Origin of the sequence: Ulvibacterium sp. (assembly GCF_028285715.1) — a bacterium.
Classification (GTDB): Bacteria; Bacteroidota; Bacteroidia; order Flavobacteriales; family Flavobacteriaceae; genus Ulvibacterium.
In genome coordinates, this window is sequence record NZ_JANQOO010000020.1 from 491,933 (window position 1) to 509,658 (window position 17,726).

The window sequence follows — 17,726 nt, forward strand, 5'->3', positions numbered from 1 at the left end:
GCAATTTAGCACTTCCTGCTTTGGATCAGGTGTAATCTTTACTTTGGAGTTTGTAAAAATTTGTTGAGGTAGTGCTTATCTCCCTCGGCTAAAAGCTGTCTGGCCAAAGAGTTGTCAAACGCGATCCGTAAGAGTTCTTCGATGGCCCTAGCGTTTGATTTTGTGAGGCTATTTGTTCTGTAGACCACATCTCTAATGGTCGAAAAACTTACACCGGTAAAAGTGGCCACATTGGCAAAGTCATCTTTGGTGGTGTTTCTTCTAAGCGTTAGCGATAATTTCTCATTGATAGGTCTTCCGTAGTCCTGTTCCGTAAACATGGGTTGCACTGTATTAAGGATTTAGTTAAACTTTTATGTTTTGCAATATGTTGGTGCTTTTCTTTTAAACATTCCAAGGCTCTGGAACAAACACTATTAAATCTCCTTGCGTATTTTGCTATATTTGCCTGTAAACCGTATACAAGTAACGCATCTTAATTGCGTTTTTCAACAAAATATGTAAGATTATTACGCAATAATACAAACTTATGTTTATATTAAAGCAATTAAGGCGTAAAAAAAATATAAATCAGACCGATTTGGCCAAGGCCATAGGGGTGAGTTTGCGCACTATTCAGCTTTATGAGAAAAAAGATGCTAATATTCCTATAAAAAACCTTACAAAGATTGCGCAATATTTTGATGTCACTATCGCTGAGCTGTATTCCCATGAAAGTGTAAATGAAACCGAAATGGAATATGACGCCGCGGAGCAACTTGGCAAAGGACACACAATTACAAAGTTGGCCCCGGGTAAATATCTAATTTTGGCTCCCTTGGTGCTTACTGAACAATATGGCAAATTCTCAAAGCAATTTGCCAAAAAAGTATTTGTGCATACTTTACCTAGAACGGGATTTATCGTGGATCGTGTGTCGGTGGCACAGTATATGGCCTTTGAGATTTCCAACGACTCCATGGATGATGGTTCCTTAAAAAGTATTCCGTCCAAGTCCATTGTTTTGGGTAAGTTGATACCCCACGAGAGGCTACAAGGCCATATACAGAACAACCCCGAGAGTCCTTCGATATTTGTATACAAAGGAAATCTAATGTGCAAATTGATAGGGGATTACAATAGAAGGAACAAGACCGTAGTATGCAAAAGCCTTAAGGATTCGCCGGAGTATGCCGATTTTGAGATAAAGATTAAGGAGATAGAGCAGTTGTATGCCATTTTGGGGAAACAAGTTACCTACATATAAAAAGAGATGGTCAATGCATATCTTAACCTTAAAAAAGTGTAGATTCTTTTTTTAATGAAGAAATATCGAGCCTAGCTCGGGAAGCTGTTTACGGATTCTAAATGGGAAATGACCTGTTCTAGACAGGCATCAAGCTCTTTTTTAATTTTACTCTCCCAAAAACGAAAAACGGTATAGCCAGATTTTTTTAGCTCAAGATTTACCTCCTTGTCCCGCTGCATATTGCGTTCTATCTTGGCAATCCAAAATTCCCGATTGGTCTTTATTTTTGGTTTTCGTTCTTCCCAGTTATGGCCATGCCAATATTCCCCATCTATAAAAATTACCGTCTTGTATTTTTTTAGGGCGATATCAGGTTTGCCGATTAATTTCTTGTAATCTACTCGATAGCGGTATCCTGCAGCCCATAGTGCTTTTCGAAAGGCTAGCTCGGGTTTGGTATTCTTACCCCGAATCTTCCCCATAATCTTGGAGCGCTCAGGGGTTGTATAGAATCCGGATTCCTCATTGAATCGGGGTACCTTAATGCGTTCTTCAGCGTAGTTTTCTGGCATGGTCTAAAAATACCAAAAGTGTTTTGCAAAGGAAAGTATCCGTAAAGTTTAACGAATCTTGCGACATTTGAACCTGCTCAACTTTCTCTGGGAGAATCTCTTATTTTTAGAAGAAAATTTACGTGGGCATGGAAAAAGGGAACCAACAACAGTTACTATATATCCATAGAATTAATAAGGTTGTGGAGTATATCGAAAACAATCTGGATGCGGACTTATCCTTGGAAGAACTTTCCAAAATAGCCTGTTTTTCGGCTTTTCATTTCCATCGTATTTTCTCGGCGCTATTGGGTGAGACGCCGAACGGCTACATAACCCGAAGGCGTATTGAAAAGATAGCCGGGCGGTTATTCTATCCTGGGAAAAGGGAATCATTGACCCAGTTGGCCCACCAGTATGGCTTCAAAAGTATATATTCCTTCTCAAGGGCCTTTCGCAAATTTTATGGAATGAGCGCTACCGAGTTTCAGAAAAAGGGGCAAAGCGAGTTCAGCAAGATTGGCAAAATCGAAAACAAGAAAGGAGAAAGCAAAGTGTCTTTCCAGAAATACTTTTACAGCATGGATAATCTAAAAAACTGGTTACGAATGAAAACAAAAGTAGAAGTAAAGGAAATGCCCGAATTGAAATTGGTTCACCTAAGACATCAGGGAGCTTATTCGGAGATTGGAAAGGCCTATGAAAAATTGATGGAATGGGCTGGCCCTAGGGGTCTTTTGAACTTTCCCAAAACCAAAATGGTGGGAATCTATTATGATAGTCCAAGGGTCACCGATGAATCAAAAATGCAGTCCAGTGCCTGTTTGACCGTTGATATGGATGTGGAAACCAACGGCGAGATAGGCAAACTTACCATTCCCAAGGGAAAGTTTGCAGTAGGTAGCTTCCAGATTGCGTTGGAGGAATTTGAAAGGGCATGGAACAGCATGACGTTATGGATTCCGGAAAACAACTTCGAGCTTAGGGAAGGTCATTATCATGAAATTTATCATAACAATGGTAAACAACATCCTGAGGGACTGTTCTTTGTGGATATCTGTATCCCGGTAAAATAAAGCAAAAATCCCGTATTCTACTGGATAGAATGCGGGATTCACTTTAAAATTTGAAAAACTTTTATCCTTTTACAGCCGCGCTTAAATATTCCCGGTTCATACGAGCGATATTTTCCAGGGAAATTCCCTTAGGGCATTCTACCTCACAGGCACCTGTGTTGGTACAGTTTCCAAAACCTTCAAGATCCATTTGCCGCACCATGTTCTCTACACGTTCAGCAGCTTCTACCTTACCCTGTGGCAATAGGGCAAATTGGGATACCTTGGCAGAGGTAAATAACATGGCACTTGCATTTTTACAGGCGGCAACACAGGCACCACAACCAATACAAGTAGCTGCATCCATGGCTTTATCGGCAATATGTTTCTCAATTGGGATAGCGTTCGCATCCACTGGATTACCTGAGGTATTTACGGAAATATAACCTCCGGCCTGTTGAATACGGTCAAAAGCGGAGCGATCAACGATCAAGTCCTTGATTACGGGAAAAGCTTTGGCCCTAAATGGCTCTATTACGATAGTATCCCCGTCATTAAAGCTTCGCATGTGCAGTTGACAAACGGTGATTAATCTATCGGGGCCATGAGGTTGTCCGTTAATCATAAGCGAACAAGTTCCGCAGATACCTTCCCTACAATCATGATCAAACTCTACGGGCTCTTCGCCTTTGGCTACCAAATCTTCATTGAGCACGTCTAGCATTTCTAGAAAAGACATATCGGATTCTACCTGGTCCAAGGTATAATCAACAATTTTTCCTTTAGAACTCGCATCTTTTTGACGCCATATTTTTAAATATATTTTCATAGCTATTTTGCTTATTCTTCTTGTGTTGTTTGTTGCTTACAAAGACTTGTTGCAATGTCAACTAACAACAATTATCTATTTATAACTCCTTGTTTTCACCTTAATATTTTCGTAGACCAAATCCTCCTTGTGCAATTTTGCGTCCTTGGGGTCGCCCATATATTCCCAGGCGGCAACGTATTTGAAATTCTTATCGTCTCGTAGGGCTTCGCCCTCCGGAGTCTGGTATTCTTCCCGAAAATGTCCGCCGCAGGATTCGTTCCTCTGTAGGGCATCTTTGGCAAAGAGTTCACCAAGTTCCAAAAAGTCGGCCACACGTCCGGCTTTTTCCAATTCTTGATTTTTATCGTCCGGTTTTCCGGGTACCTTTACGTTTTCCCAAAAATCCTTTCGCAACTCGGCAATTTCCGTGATGGCCTCCTTTAATTCTTTTTCATTTCTGGACATACCACATTTGTTCCACATAATCTTGCCCAATTTTTTGTGATAATAGTCTACTGAGTTTTCGCCTTTGGCCGACATCAATTTCGTAATTCGATCCTTAACGGCTTCTTCAGCGGCATCAAATTCTGGAGTATCCGTAGAAATGGGGCCTGTACGAATATCATCGGACAAATAATCGCCTATCGTATAGGGTAGGACGAAGTAACCGTCCGCCAAGCCCTGCATCAATGCGGAAGCTCCCAAGCGATTGGCGCCATGGTCGCTAAAATTGGCCTCTCCAGCGGCATAGCAGCCGGGTATGGTGGTCTGCAGATTGTAATCCACCCAAAGTCCGCCCATGGTATAGTGGACCGCCGGATAAATCATCATCGGGGTCTCATATGGGTTCTCGTCAACTATTTTTTCGTACATCTGGAAAAGATTGCCATATTTAGCGGCTACAATTTCCTTACCCAATTTGCGCATGGTTTCCTTATCTGGATCTTTAATACCGGAGGTATAGGCTTTTTCCTTACCGTAACGCATAATGGCAGCCTCAAAATCGAGATAAACGGCTTCCCCTGTTTTATTTACGCCATGACCTGCATCACAACGTTCCTTTGCCGCCCTTGAGGCAACATCTCGGGGAACTAGGTTTCCGAATGCCGGATATCTTCTCTCCAAATAGTAGTCCCTGTCCTCTTCTTTTAATTGGGTAGGTTTCAATTTGCCTTCCCGGATGGCCTGCGCGTCTTCCAAGCGTTTGGGTACCCAGATTCTTCCATCGTTTCGCAGGGATTCCGACATCAAGGTCAATTTGGATTGGTGATCTCCGGAAACGGGAATACAGGTAGGATGTATTTGTGTAAAACATGGGTTGGCAAAGAAGGCCCCTTTTTTATGGGCTCTCCAAGCGGCCATGACGTTGGCGCCCATACAATAGGTGGACAGGAAGAATAGATTACCATAACCTCCACTGGCCAATACTACGGCATGTGCGGCATGTCGTTCAATTTCCCCGGTAACCAGGTCCCTTGCAATTATTCCGCGTGCTTTTCCATCAACTAGGACCAAATCCAACATTTCATGTCGGGTATACGATTTAATCTTTCCCCTTTGAATTTGACGGTTCATCGCGGCATAAGCACCCAGTAACAACTGTTGCCCGGTTTGGCCTTTGGCATAGAATGTACGGGATACTAGTACACCTCCAAAAGAGCGGTTGTCCAATAAACCCCCATATTCCCTAGCGAACGGTACCCCTTGGGCAACACATTGATCGATAATATTGGAAGACACCTCGGCCAACCGGTATACATTGGCCTCTCTGGAACGATAATCGCCCCCTTTGACGGTATCATAGAAAAGACGGTACACGCTGTCACCATCACCTTGATAGTTCTTGGCCGCATTTACTCCTCCTTGGGCCGCAATGGAATGGGCCCTTCTTGGGGAATCTTGGTAACAGAACGTTTTTACATTATAGCCAAGCTCGGCAAGGGTAGCCGAAGCGGAACCTCCCGCTAGACCTGTTCCCACTACTATAACATCAATGTTTCGTTTATTCGCAGGATTTACAAGGTCGATTTCATTTTTATGTTTGGCCCACTTTTCGGCCAATGGCCCCGAAGGAATTTTGGAATCCAATACGCCCATAATTAATGTGTTATTGGGTTAAGATGATGGTAGATAGCAATGAATGCAAATGCTAAGGGAACGACCACCGCAAATAGTTTTGTAAATGATTTTATGGCAGGGGTGTATTTGTTATTAACACCCATACTTTGTAGAGATGAGGCAAAGCCGTGCCATAAATGGAGGCTTAGCAACAGAAAGGATACCACGTAGATGATGGTGCGCCAAAAGGGAACGAATTTTTCAACCGTTTCCGCATAATATCGGGTGGAATCTTCAGGTTTTGCCTCTACATATTTATAGGCCATTTCATGAATCCAAAAATCGTAAAAATGAAGACCAAGAAAAGCCAAAATCACCAATCCTGAATAAATCATGTTCCTTGAGACCCACGGGGCGTTGGCACCACCCTTATATTTTACGTAACCTATGCCACGGGCCGCCTTGTTCTGCAATTCCAGGACAAAACCCATAACAAAATGGACAATTACTCCTGCAATCAAAATAGGTTGCATAACAAATTGTACCAGAGGATTATATCCCATGAAATGGGAAGCTTCATTGAAAAACTCTGGAGAAATGACAGAGGCAAGGTTTATCGTTACATGTAGTACCAAAAAAATCACTAAAAATAGACCCGAAAGCGCCATCACAGCTTTTCGGGCAATTGAAGACTTTATCAATCCACTCATTAGTAGCCGGTTTTATTCACAAATTTACTGTACGGGGAAGTTTTTAACAAGCTTTCAACAATCCAATATCGCTTATTTAGAAGTATTATAAGTAAGCTTAAAACCGTTTGAGGAGTATGCCATCCATACATTAACTTTTGTCTAAAATCTTAAACAAAATTTTATATGAAGAAGGTTTCTCTTTTGTAAAATAGCCTCAATTATACATGTATAATTTGTTGCCTTTGAAAGGGGGCAGATTTCGCTCAATGCCCTTTTGGGTATAAATTAGGGTCTAATAACTTCTAAAAAACAAACAGGCAAGATCAGGTCAAATGTAGCGGTAGTTTTGTTACAAATACACTATAAGAAACAACATTAGTTCTTAGGGGTTGGTGGAAGTCCTTTTTTTACCCGATATTACAATCTGGAACATGGTACCCGTACGACTTTTAAAATGGATATTGGACTTCTTTCTGTCAGTATGAACGTCTATTCGACGAAACGAATAGCCGAAGAGGCGGAAAAGCTGGGTCATTATATTGAACTTATCGATCACACTAAATGTTCCGTAAAATTAGGTTTGGGTAAACCCCAGATTTATTTGCGAGACGAGAACATTACCCAGGAATTTCATGCCATTATACCCCGGATTGGTGCTAAAGTGACACGGCATGGAGCGGCGATAGTAAAACAATTTGAAATGAACGGCGTGTTCAGTACAGCGCGCTCGCTGGGCATAACAAGGGCCAGAAATAAAGTGCGGACCTTACAGATTATGGCCAGAAAAGGGATTCCCATACCAGAGACCCTATTTTCCATAAACCCGGACAACATAGAGGAACAAATAAAAATTTTAGGGGGTACCCCCGTCATCATAAAACTACAGGAAGGCACTCAGGGTTTGGGAGTGATTTTAGCAGAGACCCAAAAATCGGCTAAATCCATTATCGATACTTTTTACAAGATGGATACCAGTATCCTTATCCAAAAATATATAGAGGAATCCAATGGTGAGGACATACGGATTATCGTTATCGGCAACAAAATAGTGGCCGCTATGAAACGAACCAGTGAAGTAGGTGAATTCCGATCTAATGTACATCGCGGTGGCACCACCGAATCGATCAGACCTACAGCAAAAGAACAGGTTATCGCACTGAATGCCGCGAAACATTTGGGACTTGGGGTTGCCGGAGTAGATTTGATTCGCTCCAAAAAAGGGCCTTTGTTGATTGAGGTCAATGCCTCTCCGGGATTACGTGGTATAGAGGCCGCTACAGGGATAAATGTTGCCAAGGAAATCATTTTATTTGTTGAGAGAAATGGACGTAGAAGAAGGAAATAGAGAAATCATCATCGGTGGAGAGACCGTTGTTCCCGGGGAAAACAAGCTTTTAAAAATTAATATTGACCGCTTGCCTACGGGAACATTGATTGACATTCCCATTTACGTATTCAATGCCAAAAAACCAGGACCTGTTTTGTTGGTACAGGCTGGGTTGCACGGGGACGAGATCAATGGCATTGAAATTGTTCGCCGTATGCTAAAACAAAAGGAATTTAAAGTTAAAAAGGGAGCCGTCATCGCGGTACCTATTCTCAACATTTTTGGATTCATTCACTTTTCCAGGGATGTCCCAGACGGAAAGGATGTTAACCGAAGCTTTCCAGGAACAAAAACGGGATCAATGGCCAGTAGAATAGCCTATCATTATGTCACTGAGATTATGCACCAGATGGATTTTGCCATTGACCTCCATACGGGGGGTGCCCAACGGCACAATTTCCCACAGATTCGTTTTACCGAAGAGGATGAAAGGAGCAAGAATTTAGCTGAAATTTTTGACGCACCGATTTCCTTCGCATCGCGATTGATAAAAGGGTCGTTTCGAAATACCGCTTATCGCATGGGGAAACCTACCATTGTTTTTGAGTCCGGGGAAAGTATGCGTTTTGATGATCATGCTATTTTGGAAGGCAGGCAAGGCATTTTAAATGTATTGAAACACTTTGGGATGATATCCAAAAACGAGCCACTATTTGTGGAACGTGAAGAGTCCATTCTTCTTAAAGATCGTAAGTGGCTACGTGCACCCACAGCTGGAATGTTCATTCCGGAGATTATCAATGGCAGTGAATTGAAGAAGGGACAATTAATGGGAATCGTAACGGATACTTATGCCCAACATACGAAAAGGATTAAAGCTCCATTTGATGGTTTTGTAATTAGTGTAAATCATCAGGCAGTGGTTAATCAAGGAGATGCCTTATTTCATTTGGGGAGGGCTGTTTTATAAATACTCGCCAGGCATTTTAATGATTCGGTAGTCTATGCTTTTGACAAGCCAAAAAGGTCAACCGATAATCGTAAATTTCAAATGGGAAGAACCCTAATCGCGTATTTGGCGCCTTTCCCTAGGGTAAACTCGATCCCTTCCAGAAGTTGGGTTCCTTTATATTTTGTAGACATACCATTGGTCATATCTCTTATCTCGTAGACTTTTTTTGGGTCAATTGTGAACCATTCAGGAAACTGATTGATTCGTGGCCAATCAGCAGGCATTTGCATAATAGTCCGATGTCTTGGGGCATCAAATCTTAATATCCCTGTCCAATCCTTATCTGCCTTAAGGCTAAGGATTATCCCGTTATCAATAGTAACGGCCCCTAATTCAATATCTGATCGCCAGGGTTGAACGGAGAGGCCCTGGGTCTTCCATAGACAATACATAATCGTGGTTCGCGCAAAATTGCCATCCCCATGCCAACCTTCTATAATCCCGGAGCCCTTCCATTTTTGGGCATTTTTTCGATGGCTGGAATCCTGTAGGGACCACATAACCTGGATTTCACTCTCAATCCAATCCCTAGTGGATGAAAGAGGTTCTCGGGCATATAAATTTAGGGCACCCTCAATGGCATCTGCATATCCATCGGCAGATCCATTTTCCCAGTCATAATTCCGGTACTTTTGATTGAGTATTTCGAGTGCCTTTACCGTGGCCTTCCTGTAAGCCTCAACGGAATCTATTTGAAAAACTGTATAGAAACCATTTAGGGTATACCCAAAATTGTCTGCCGTTCCTTCCCATTGTACAACTCCGTTTACAGGGTCAACGGCATTGTAAAAAAGGCCGTCTTCATTTCGACCCACAGCTAAGATTCGGTTAAGCATCTCATGGATGTGAGGTTGATAGGCCTCTTTTTTTGCAGGGTCGGCCAGGCTTAATGTAGCATAAAGCTCACATAATCCAGATACTATTTCACAACCATGATCTCGGAGCCTGAGAATCTCAAAATTTCGCGTGGGATGTTGGTCCCCCAATAGGTAGTAATTTCCCAACCGTATGGCCCACTCCAAATATTTCCCTTCTCCGGTCATCCAATATACCCGGGAAAGCACTTGTAACATTTCACCGTTCAACTCTACATTGGTGGATGGGATATTTCCATAGGCGGTCTCAAAGGGGGCGTATTTCCAGATATCGTCCAAAATAGTAACCATTCTTTCAGACCACGGACTGGGGCCTAGCCATTCGGTAAGGGGCAAAAGACCATCCTTAATATATTCCGAAGCGCCAAACAACAATTTGAACAAATCGTATTCCTCGGAGTCAAAGCCTTTTTTGCGGAACGAATAGGTATCGGGGAGATTTCCAAGACGAGAGGTAAGTTGGGTCTCCATGCGCAACATATCAAGCATACGTCCTTTGAAAAGATTTTGATCTGTTAAGGCTGCGGTCAACACCATAAATGGATAATTATCCGCAGCAGCGTCCTGGGCATTCCATATGTCTAAGCTTTCATCAAGATTTCTGGGAATGAGGCCGGTGGTCGAATCTGCCTTGGCCAGCCAATCCATAACAAACCACTGGCAGCGCTGAAGTCCTTCGTTAGCCAATAAACCATTGATTTCTGCCTGCTCAAGGGCAAGACTATCCACTTTGGACAAGTCTCCCCGATTTTTGGTAGGTTGTGAACAGGATACCGCCAGGATAAGGTAGATTACAAAATAGTTTCTCATGGTTGTTCCTTTGGGAAAATACTACTCAATGGTCTCTCCGCAATTGATCAATGTTTGATTCAATGCCATTCCAATGAACATGGGATAGGACCAGTTTTTATAACGCCCCCATACATCACCGGCTATTTTCGGAAATACCTTTTCTTTGATTATCGGCAACAATGGGGTGGCTTTTTCGCCTAGGTTCCTGACATTTACAGCAGTATGGAGCAGCACAACTTCATTTTCGGGATTTTGTAGTAAATCCCCAAGAACTTGCAAAGCCTCTTTGGGTCGATTTAGTTTGTTGATTAGAATCTCCGCAGCCAAACCCCTATTGGGAGGCGAAGCATCATTTAATGCTATTAGCAAATTCTCCCTTTGTGAGCTTATATTCCCCTCAAAGGCATCGATAGCGTTAAGTGCCCAAAACCGAACCGATGGGTCCCGATCATGAATATATTTGTCTAATGTGTTCAGATCCTGTATTTTGCCCACCAATTCCGCAACCTCCAATACATATCCCGGCCTGTATTGGCTGGTATCTCTTGCCATTTGATAAACAGAACTGTTTTCTCCCGATATCATCATTTGGCCTTCGGCCATAAATCCTGTATCGCTTGTTTTTATGATATGGTCTTTTACTTTTTTATAAAGGATATTTTTAACTTCCTCGTATTGAGTTTCGCCAATCAGGTTGTGCAATTCATTGGGATCTTGTTGCAGGTCATACAATTCTTCAGGAGCTTTGGGAAAGAACATTTTTAGGGATTCCTCTGAAAGTTCTCCCAAATTCTTCATTCGGAAGAGTTCGTCATACGACCTTTTTCCTTCATTAAATATCCTGGCATTTTGAATATAGGGTTTGTGGGGAAGATAATTTCGGATATATAGATGCCTGCCGTCAAATACGGACCTACTGACATCAAAGACATCATCAGCCCTGTCCCTATAACCAAAGATCTCTGTTTTTGCTTGGGCATTTGGAGCCAGGAAATTCCTTCCCTCCATAATCTCTGGAACGTCTGCTCCTGCAAGACCTAAGACAGTTGGGGCAAAATCCACAAAACCGACCATGGTATCGACATTTCCTGGATTAAGATTGGAGACCAAATGCTTGTACTTCCCCGGTGCGTGCAACACAAAGGGTACCCGTAAGCCGGTATCATATAACCATCTTTTATAGCGGGGCAATCCAAAACCATGGTCAGAGAATATGAAAACGATGGTGTTTTCGAACAGGCCATCTTCTTTAAGTTGTGTTATCAGTTTGCCTACTTCTTGATCAAAGACACTAATGAGGTCATATTGGTGTGCAAGAATTTTTCGGAATTCCTCGGTATCCGGAAAATAGGGGGGTACTATCATATCCCCTGGGACATGCTTTTTAACCAAGGATTTTGTATCCTCCGGATTGTATCTGTTGGCATGCCCTTCATGGGTAATCCCAAAATTGAAAACGCTGAAAAAAGGCTGCCCAGGTTTTCTATTTCTCCAGTTTGCTTCGCTCCCCAATTCGTCCCATTTGCCGTCCGGGCTAAAATTATAATCGGTCTTGGCATTATTGGAAGTGAAATATCCTTTTTCCGATAGGAGTTGGGGAAGGATTTTTAAGTCTTTTGGCATGGGAATGGCAGACCTTAGGTTTTGTGTGCCTGTACTGGTAGCATACATTCCAGTAATCAAAGTAGCCCTGGCCGGGGCACAAATAGGAGCATTGGAAAAAGCCTGGGTAAAAATATAACCTTGGCCGGCCAGTTTGTCTATGTTTGGTGTGGTTGCCCTGCTATCTCCATAACAACCCCAAGCCGGGCTAATATCCTCTGCGGATATCCATAAGATATTAGGGGATTCTACCGGCTCTTTTTTTTCTTTTTTGCAGGAAATTGTAGCCGTAATACACACGACAATGAATAGAAGGATTCTCATAGAAACGGGCATTTGGGACAAGATACGAATAACCCAAAAATGAGCCGCTCCCAATTTTAGGTCATGGGCAGAACTTAATTTTTGAACACAACAAAACCTTTGTGCTTGGAAAAAAGCGTTTCACTTTAAAGATAAGCGTACCAGCTACTAATTTTTAGGGAAATCCAAGAAAAGCCCTGGTATCCATCAGATTGAATGTTATTGCGGCACAATACCGATTTTTTTGTTTCGGCTATTGATTTTGTTTACACTCCATTCCACGGCACTTTCCAAGTCGGTAAACTGATTAATGGAATTTTGAAAGAACATGCGCTCCAGGACTAGGCTTGCAAAGCTGCCCTGTGTACTGCCTACAACGGAATAAAAATCGAGCTGGTGCCTGTTGCTATAAAATTTTACCCAATCTGCCGGCACTACCGTATAACTGTTAATCCGGTTGGATATGTATGCGATAGGTTGGTCTTCGCCAAAGATTTCATGGGCGGCCTTAATGGCTTTTTGGGCCATTTTCCAATTGAAGAGGGCACCTTCTTTCATCTCAGAAATCACCAAGCCCTCAAAATAATAGAACACTCCGAATTCGAATTCCCGTATTTCGCGAATGTTTTTAAAGAAATCAAGATCTCTTACCCGTTTCATAGCAATGTTAGTTTGTGAGGTGTAAATGCTAAATATATTATTTTTTTTGGGTTTTTACTGCAAGTAAAAGAAGACTGCCGTACATGAAGTTTCTTACGAAATGTGATCAACAATTTTTTCATATACTCTTTTAGAGGGGCAGTAAAAGAATCGATTCAATACCGGTACTGTACAATGCGGATTATTTTTCCATATTGTTCAATTGAATACTCAAGGCCTTGGTTGATAATTGTACCTCTATCAAGGAAAGTAAAAGGGAAACCATTAAGAACACCAAACTGATACCAAAAATAATATTGGCCAAAATCTCTTTCTCCACATAAATCAAGAACATAGTTATAGCTGACAGCAAAAAGCTCACAATAGCACTGGCCTGCATGTTTTTTATTATTCCCAAACGCTTGCGCAATTGTTGAATCTGCCGTTTCAAAGGAGACGAGGAGGATTCCTCAAACTGTTTGTGCAATTGACGAATCAAGGCCGCAATAGCCAAATACCGGGCATTATAGGCCAACATAGTCAATGAAATGGCAGGGAAAAGCAGGGCTGGAATGCTCAGGGTCAATTGCATGACATCTTATTTTTTGAATGCCTTGGAGTAGGCCTTATTCTCAGTCGGAAAATCCTTAGGAATTTCCTGTGTTACCTTCCCAGTGGCAGCCCATTCCGTACCCCTTAACATTGAGGTGATAAAACCAAGGCATTCCACGGAATAGTCGGCATGCCCCATGATGTTATGGAAAATACGTCCTTGGCCATAGTTCAAAACCATTAGGGCAGGTTCGTGCCGTCCAGAACCCTTCATTTCCGGGGAAGCATAGGCCGTAGCCAAAATTTCCATTTTTTCGGCGGGGCCCCGAAGGCGTTCGTAGAGTTCATCCTTAGTGTGCAACCATTTGGTCGGCATTCCCTTTGTAATTGGGTGCTCGGCATTTCTAACTTGGATTACATATTCATGCTGGGGACCATGCGCCCCGGCTTTGCCTGGAGAAGTGTCCCGAACAAGCTCATCCTTATCATTGAAATATACATAAGGGCCATCTTTTTCTGTGCGATCACCCCAACCCCCAATGCCGATCATTTTGTTATAAGCCTCCCATTTCGGAAAGGAGTTGTCCGCTGCATGAAAGACTACCAGTCCGCCTCCGTTTTCCATGTATTTTTCTAGGGCTTTTTGGGTCGATTCCGGCCAAGGAGCCGCATTCCATCCAAAATTGGAAATAATTACATCATAAGCGGAGAAGTTAGGATTGAATTCAGGATCGGATTTCGATTTCTCTAGGGCCTTGGTCTCTCCTACACCTTCGATTCCAAAATCTTCCAGATATTCGTCGCCTTCCCAAGTATAGGCAGATCTAACTACATCTACCTTAAATAAACCAGCATCTTCCAAGTAATACTTTAGCATAAAGGTAATTTTGGGCCATTGGTCATGATTGTTTTGGCCATCGACGATTAGAACGTTTATTTTACTTTTCTCCGATTCTGTTTGGGAAAAGAGGTTCCCTGTCATAGCGATAAGGAAACCAGCACATACCATACTTTTAAACCGCATTGTTTTCATTTTTTAAGTTATAATAGTTCATTCATTTTATTTCGGAGGCGTCCTTTACCTCAAATTCCACCTTCGCCTTTTGACCATTACCTTCAAGCTCTATTAAGTACTTTCCTTGGGGCAGATAGGTCTTTCCGTCCCGAGCCTCTTTGAGCTCTTTTTTGTTCTTCTTCAAGTAAGCCATTTTCCCGGATTTGGAGAAGGCCATATCATAGGAAAGGATGTTAAGGCCTTTGTTCGCTTGAATATCTGAACCGCTGATCGCTATGCCATCCAGTGTCTTGATGGCCGCTGAAAAATTAGCCGAGTTTGAACTATAAAAAACGATATCTAACCCAGGAGTGGTGGGTTTTGACCAAACCCCAGGAGAATTACCCCAATTTGAGGAATATGCAATAGGACTAATTTCAAAAATATGTAGGTCTTTTTCCAATATATTAGGCTTTAATTGTTGCAGATGGGCAATATCCGCTTTGTAAATGCTCCTACCGTGGGTACCCACCAAGAGATGCTTGGCTTTCGGTTGAACTACTAAGTCATGCACTGCCACGTTGGGCATCCCGTTTTGAAAAACCTCCCATGACTCGCCCCGGTCAAAAGAAACATAAAGTCCATTATCCGTGCCCAGGAACAAAAGGTTCTCATTTTCCGAATCTTCCAAAATCACATTTATCGGCGAAGCCGGAATACCTTTGGAAATATCTTTCCAGCTCTTGCCATAATCATCACTGACAAATACATACGAGGTAAAATCGTCCCAGCGATAACCGTTCAGAGCTACATACACTCGTTCCTTTTTATGTTTGGAAGCGGAAACTCGGCTTATCCATAAATCTTTGGGAAATGTATTGGATATAATTTCCCAACTGCCTCCTCCGTTTTTGGAAACATGGACCACACCGTCGTCACTTCCGGTATACAACAATCCAAAAGCGAACGGAGATTCTGAAATAGTGGTCAAGGTGCCATAGGCTACGTTACCTTTCCGCCCCCCCTGGGTAAGGTCTGCCGAAATAGGTTCCCAATCGTCCCCTTGGTTCATGGAACGATGCAATATGTTGCTTCCCATGTACAGAATATCCTGATTATGGGATGACAATAGAATAGGGGTTTGCCAATTGAAACGATACGGAGGGGTGCCCAATTCATGTTTGGGCATTATACCGATTTGTTGGTTTTTCTCCAGATCCAAGCGGTAATAATTTCCAAATTGATATCCTGTATACACGGTATTGGAGGTTCTATTATCGATCTGTACTTGCATCCCGTCACCACCCAAAATGGATTTCCAAGGATATTGCCCCGTTTGATGCCAAAGATTGCTTTCCTGTGTATTATGGGGTCCTTTCCAAACCCCATTGTCCTGCAATCCGCCATAGATATTGTAGGGCTCTTCGTTATCCACATTTATAGCATAGAACTGGCCTACTGAAGGGGAATTGTTTTTGATCCAATTTTCTCCGTCATCGTAGGTGATATTTACCCCGCCATCGTTTCCGTTGATCAGGTGCCCGTTACGGTTAGGATTTATCCAAAGGGCATGGTGGTCCGCGTGAACGTTTTTGTCGCTAATGGAAGTATAGGTCTTGCCCCCATCTTCCGATTTTAATATAGGGACCCCACCTAAATAAATCTTTTCCCAGTCGTTTGGGTCCACCCGAATTTGGGCAAAGTAATATCCATAACTATAGAAAAGGTCATCGATATAGTTTTCATTCTGTTTGGTCCAGGTCTTGCCGCCGTCATTACTTCTGTAGACCTCCGCCCCGATTACCGGCGTATCGAAAAGGAGCGCATTGGCATCTTCCAAATATTTGGCCAGGTCCATAGGTTTTACCGACCCACTACGAACAAGTTGTTTTACATTTTCGGCCCTATACTTTTCCTGAAAGTTGTTCGTCTTCAGAAAGTCATTGAGTTTTTGATTATCCAGATTTAAAAAATGCTCTACAGACATGGTCTTAAAATCATCTTTGTCCAATTTGCGCGATTTCTTTCTGGCTTTCTTTGGTTTTTCACGACGAAATTGGCTATCATGTACGGCATATACAACATTCTCGTCATAAACGGCCAGACCGATTCGCCCAACACCCTCACCGGTAGGAAACCCACTTTCCGGTGTCGAAATTTTGCTCCAGGTGGTTCCGCCATCCTCACTTTTATAAATACCTGAAGAATCGCCGTTGCCTATAAAGTTCCATGCCTTTCGATCTTTCTTCCACGTTGCTGCATAAAGGATATTGAAATTATCGGGTACACGTGACACATCTATGATTCCTGTTTCATTATCCAAGAAAAGGGTTTTTTGCCAAGATTTCCCCCCATCCGTGGTTTTAAATACACCGCGTTCGGAATTCGGAGAGTATAGGTGACCGGTAACGCCCACTACCACTTCATCAGGGTTATTGGGATTTAAAAGAATCCGCCCTATATGATGTGAATCGGCAAGGCCCATATGTTGCCAGGTTTGGCCTTTGTCCTCGGATTTAAGGATTCCAATACCTGCATATGAAGATCTGGAGGCATTGTTTTCGCCCGAACCCACCCAAATAGTGCCTAAATTCCAATCTACCGCAATATCACCGACATTCTGGGTTTCGGAAGAATCCAAAACCGGGACAAAAGATGTGCCGTTGTTCTTGGTGTACCAAAGCCCGCCTGAAGCATAACCTACGTAAAACTCCGCAGGATTTACCGGATTTACATCCAAGTCTACCACACGACCGCTCATCACCGAAGGCCCCACGTTTTTTAAAGGAATGTTTTTTACCAACGAGTTCTGGGCCATCTGATTTTTTTGGTGAAGTGCCTCCATAACCTTTTGGGGAGGAGTGGGAGCAAGTTGTCCGAAAATCGAAGAATGAAGAAATAACAGACTTATTACTACAAATCCACGCATAAAATTCAACATTTAAAATATCACATTGTGAAAGTTAAGGAAACTTCACCAGAAATTGTAGTAACATAAGTTCAGTTGAGGTTTAAGCCTTAAAAGAGCTTGGCGAATATCAAAATGCCAAATAAAAAGCCGTTTTGTTGCGCGTTAACTTAAATTTTTGTTAATTTATTGAACGCTTAATAATGCAATAGAAAGATAACAACGATAACATAACCAACGTAAACTCTGACCCCAAAGGCTTCCAAAGCCTTTGGGGTCTCTATTTTTATGACTTCGATCTTTGGGGAAATCCTTATTTTTGGTCAA

Annotated in this window: 15 protein-coding genes; 4 read left to right on the forward strand and 11 right to left on the reverse strand. The window is 42.4% G+C overall.

Annotated elements, in window-relative coordinates:
• Positions 1–38 precede the first annotated feature (38 nt).
• On the reverse strand, positions 39–320 hold the full coding sequence (locus Q0993_RS13550) for a hypothetical protein (RefSeq protein WP_299533826.1): 282 nt from the start codon (positions 318–320) through the stop codon (positions 39–41).
• A 209-nt stretch (positions 321–529) separates the two neighbouring features.
• On the opposite strand from Q0993_RS13550, the gene Q0993_RS13555 reads away from it, so the two are divergent.
• A complete protein-coding gene (locus tag Q0993_RS13555; RefSeq protein WP_299533827.1) occupies positions 530–1,246 on the forward strand; it encodes a helix-turn-helix transcriptional regulator in 717 nt (238 codons plus the stop codon).
• 71 nt (positions 1,247–1,317) lie between these two features.
• Here the strand turns inward: Q0993_RS13555 and Q0993_RS13560 are convergent, their stop codons facing one another.
• Positions 1,318–1,800, reverse strand: coding sequence for a very short patch repair endonuclease (locus Q0993_RS13560; protein ID WP_299533828.1), 483 nt, complete (start codon positions 1,798–1,800; stop codon positions 1,318–1,320).
• 128 nt (positions 1,801–1,928) lie between these two features.
• Between Q0993_RS13560 and Q0993_RS13565 the strand changes: the two genes are divergently transcribed.
• Positions 1,929–2,855 carry a GyrI-like domain-containing protein gene (locus Q0993_RS13565; protein WP_299533829.1) on the forward strand — a complete coding sequence of 309 codons (927 nt, stop codon included), beginning with the start codon at positions 1,929–1,931 and terminating at the stop codon, positions 2,853–2,855.
• Positions 2,856–2,916: 61 nt separating this feature from the next.
• Here the strand turns inward: Q0993_RS13565 and Q0993_RS13570 are convergent, their stop codons facing one another.
• The 3 genes from Q0993_RS13570 to Q0993_RS13580 all read right to left on the reverse strand — a co-directional run bounded on the left by Q0993_RS13570 (position 2,917) and on the right by Q0993_RS13580 (position 6,413).
• Positions 2,917–3,663: a succinate dehydrogenase/fumarate reductase iron-sulfur subunit gene (locus Q0993_RS13570; protein WP_299533830.1), complete on the reverse strand. Its 747-nt coding sequence runs from the start codon at positions 3,661–3,663 to the stop codon at positions 2,917–2,919.
• 75 nt (positions 3,664–3,738) lie between these two features.
• Positions 3,739–5,742, reverse strand: a complete 2,004-nt coding sequence (locus tag Q0993_RS13575; protein ID WP_299533831.1) for a fumarate reductase/succinate dehydrogenase flavoprotein subunit — start codon at positions 5,740–5,742, stop codon at positions 3,739–3,741.
• 2 nt (positions 5,743–5,744) lie between these two features.
• The gene (locus Q0993_RS13580) at positions 5,745–6,413 is read right to left on the reverse strand and encodes a succinate dehydrogenase cytochrome b subunit (RefSeq protein WP_299533832.1); all 669 of its coding nucleotides are present in this window, start codon (positions 6,411–6,413) and stop codon (positions 5,745–5,747) included.
• A gap of 436 nt (positions 6,414–6,849) precedes the next feature.
• Between Q0993_RS13580 and Q0993_RS13585 the strand changes: the two genes are divergently transcribed.
• Both Q0993_RS13585 and Q0993_RS13590 read left to right on the forward strand, forming a co-directional pair.
• On the forward strand, positions 6,850–7,740 hold the full coding sequence (locus Q0993_RS13585; protein ID WP_299533833.1) for a RimK family alpha-L-glutamate ligase: 891 nt from the start codon (positions 6,850–6,852) through the stop codon (positions 7,738–7,740).
• Entirely contained in the window at positions 7,718–8,692 is a 975-nt protein-coding gene (locus tag Q0993_RS13590; protein WP_299533834.1) for a succinylglutamate desuccinylase/aspartoacylase family protein, read from the forward strand. The genes Q0993_RS13585 and Q0993_RS13590 overlap by 23 nt, the downstream gene beginning before the upstream one ends.
• Before the next feature lie 77 nt (positions 8,693–8,769).
• On the opposite strand, the gene Q0993_RS13595 is transcribed toward Q0993_RS13590, so the two are convergent.
• The 6 genes from Q0993_RS13595 to Q0993_RS13620 all read right to left on the reverse strand — a co-directional run bounded on the left by Q0993_RS13595 (position 8,770) and on the right by Q0993_RS13620 (position 17,420).
• Positions 8,770–10,419 (reverse strand): hypothetical protein, encoded by a 1,650-nt coding sequence (locus tag Q0993_RS13595; RefSeq protein WP_299533835.1) that lies wholly within the window; start codon positions 10,417–10,419, stop codon positions 8,770–8,772.
• 21 nt (positions 10,420–10,440) lie between these two features.
• Positions 10,441–12,327, reverse strand: coding sequence for a sulfatase-like hydrolase/transferase (locus Q0993_RS13600; protein ID WP_299533837.1), 1,887 nt, complete (start codon positions 12,325–12,327; stop codon positions 10,441–10,443).
• Positions 12,328–12,525: 198 nt separating this feature from the next.
• Positions 12,526–12,966 carry a hypothetical protein gene (locus tag Q0993_RS13605; RefSeq protein WP_299533838.1) on the reverse strand — a complete coding sequence of 147 codons (441 nt, stop codon included), beginning with the start codon at positions 12,964–12,966 and terminating at the stop codon, positions 12,526–12,528.
• Between the two features lie 181 nt (positions 12,967–13,147).
• Entirely contained in the window at positions 13,148–13,537 is a 390-nt protein-coding gene (locus Q0993_RS13610; RefSeq protein ID WP_299533839.1) for a DUF2721 domain-containing protein, read from the reverse strand.
• 6 nt (positions 13,538–13,543) lie between these two features.
• The gene (locus tag Q0993_RS13615) at positions 13,544–14,521 is read right to left on the reverse strand and encodes a ThuA domain-containing protein (protein WP_299533841.1); all 978 of its coding nucleotides are present in this window, start codon (positions 14,519–14,521) and stop codon (positions 13,544–13,546) included.
• 31 nt (positions 14,522–14,552) lie between these two features.
• Positions 14,553–17,420, reverse strand: a complete 2,868-nt coding sequence (locus tag Q0993_RS13620; RefSeq protein WP_299533843.1) for an exo-alpha-sialidase — start codon at positions 17,418–17,420, stop codon at positions 14,553–14,555.
• Positions 17,421–17,726 lie beyond the last annotated feature (306 nt).

Coding starts and splice junctions, on each gene's coding strand:
- Q0993_RS13570 (WP_299533830.1), bottom strand. CDS start 3,663: ATGAAAATATATTTAAAAATATGGCGTCAAAAAGATGCGAGTTCTAAA.
- Q0993_RS13565 (WP_299533829.1), top strand. CDS start 1,929: ATGGAAAAAGGGAACCAACAACAGTTACTATATATCCATAGAATTAAT.
- Q0993_RS13600 (WP_299533837.1), bottom strand. CDS start 12,327: ATGAGAATCCTTCTATTCATTGTCGTGTGTATTACGGCTACAATTTCC.
- Q0993_RS13560 (WP_299533828.1), bottom strand. CDS start 1,800: ATGCCAGAAAACTACGCTGAAGAACGCATTAAGGTACCCCGATTCAAT.
- Q0993_RS13580 (WP_299533832.1), bottom strand. CDS start 6,413: ATGAGTGGATTGATAAAGTCTTCAATTGCCCGAAAAGCTGTGATGGCG.
- Q0993_RS13550 (WP_299533826.1), bottom strand. CDS start 320: ATGTTTACGGAACAGGACTACGGAAGACCTATCAATGAGAAATTATCG.
- Q0993_RS13595 (WP_299533835.1), bottom strand. CDS start 10,419: ATGAGAAACTATTTTGTAATCTACCTTATCCTGGCGGTATCCTGTTCA.
- Q0993_RS13585 (WP_299533833.1), top strand. CDS start 6,850: ATGGATATTGGACTTCTTTCTGTCAGTATGAACGTCTATTCGACGAAA.
- Q0993_RS13615 (WP_299533841.1), bottom strand. CDS start 14,521: ATGCGGTTTAAAAGTATGGTATGTGCTGGTTTCCTTATCGCTATGACA.
- Q0993_RS13620 (WP_299533843.1), bottom strand. CDS start 17,420: ATGCGTGGATTTGTAGTAATAAGTCTGTTATTTCTTCATTCTTCGATT.
- Q0993_RS13575 (WP_299533831.1), bottom strand. CDS start 5,742: ATGGGCGTATTGGATTCCAAAATTCCTTCGGGGCCATTGGCCGAAAAG.
- Q0993_RS13610 (WP_299533839.1), bottom strand. CDS start 13,537: ATGCAATTGACCCTGAGCATTCCAGCCCTGCTTTTCCCTGCCATTTCA.
- Q0993_RS13590 (WP_299533834.1), top strand. CDS start 7,718: ATGGACGTAGAAGAAGGAAATAGAGAAATCATCATCGGTGGAGAGACC.
- Q0993_RS13605 (WP_299533838.1), bottom strand. CDS start 12,966: ATGAAACGGGTAAGAGATCTTGATTTCTTTAAAAACATTCGCGAAATA.
- Q0993_RS13555 (WP_299533827.1), top strand. CDS start 530: ATGTTTATATTAAAGCAATTAAGGCGTAAAAAAAATATAAATCAGACC.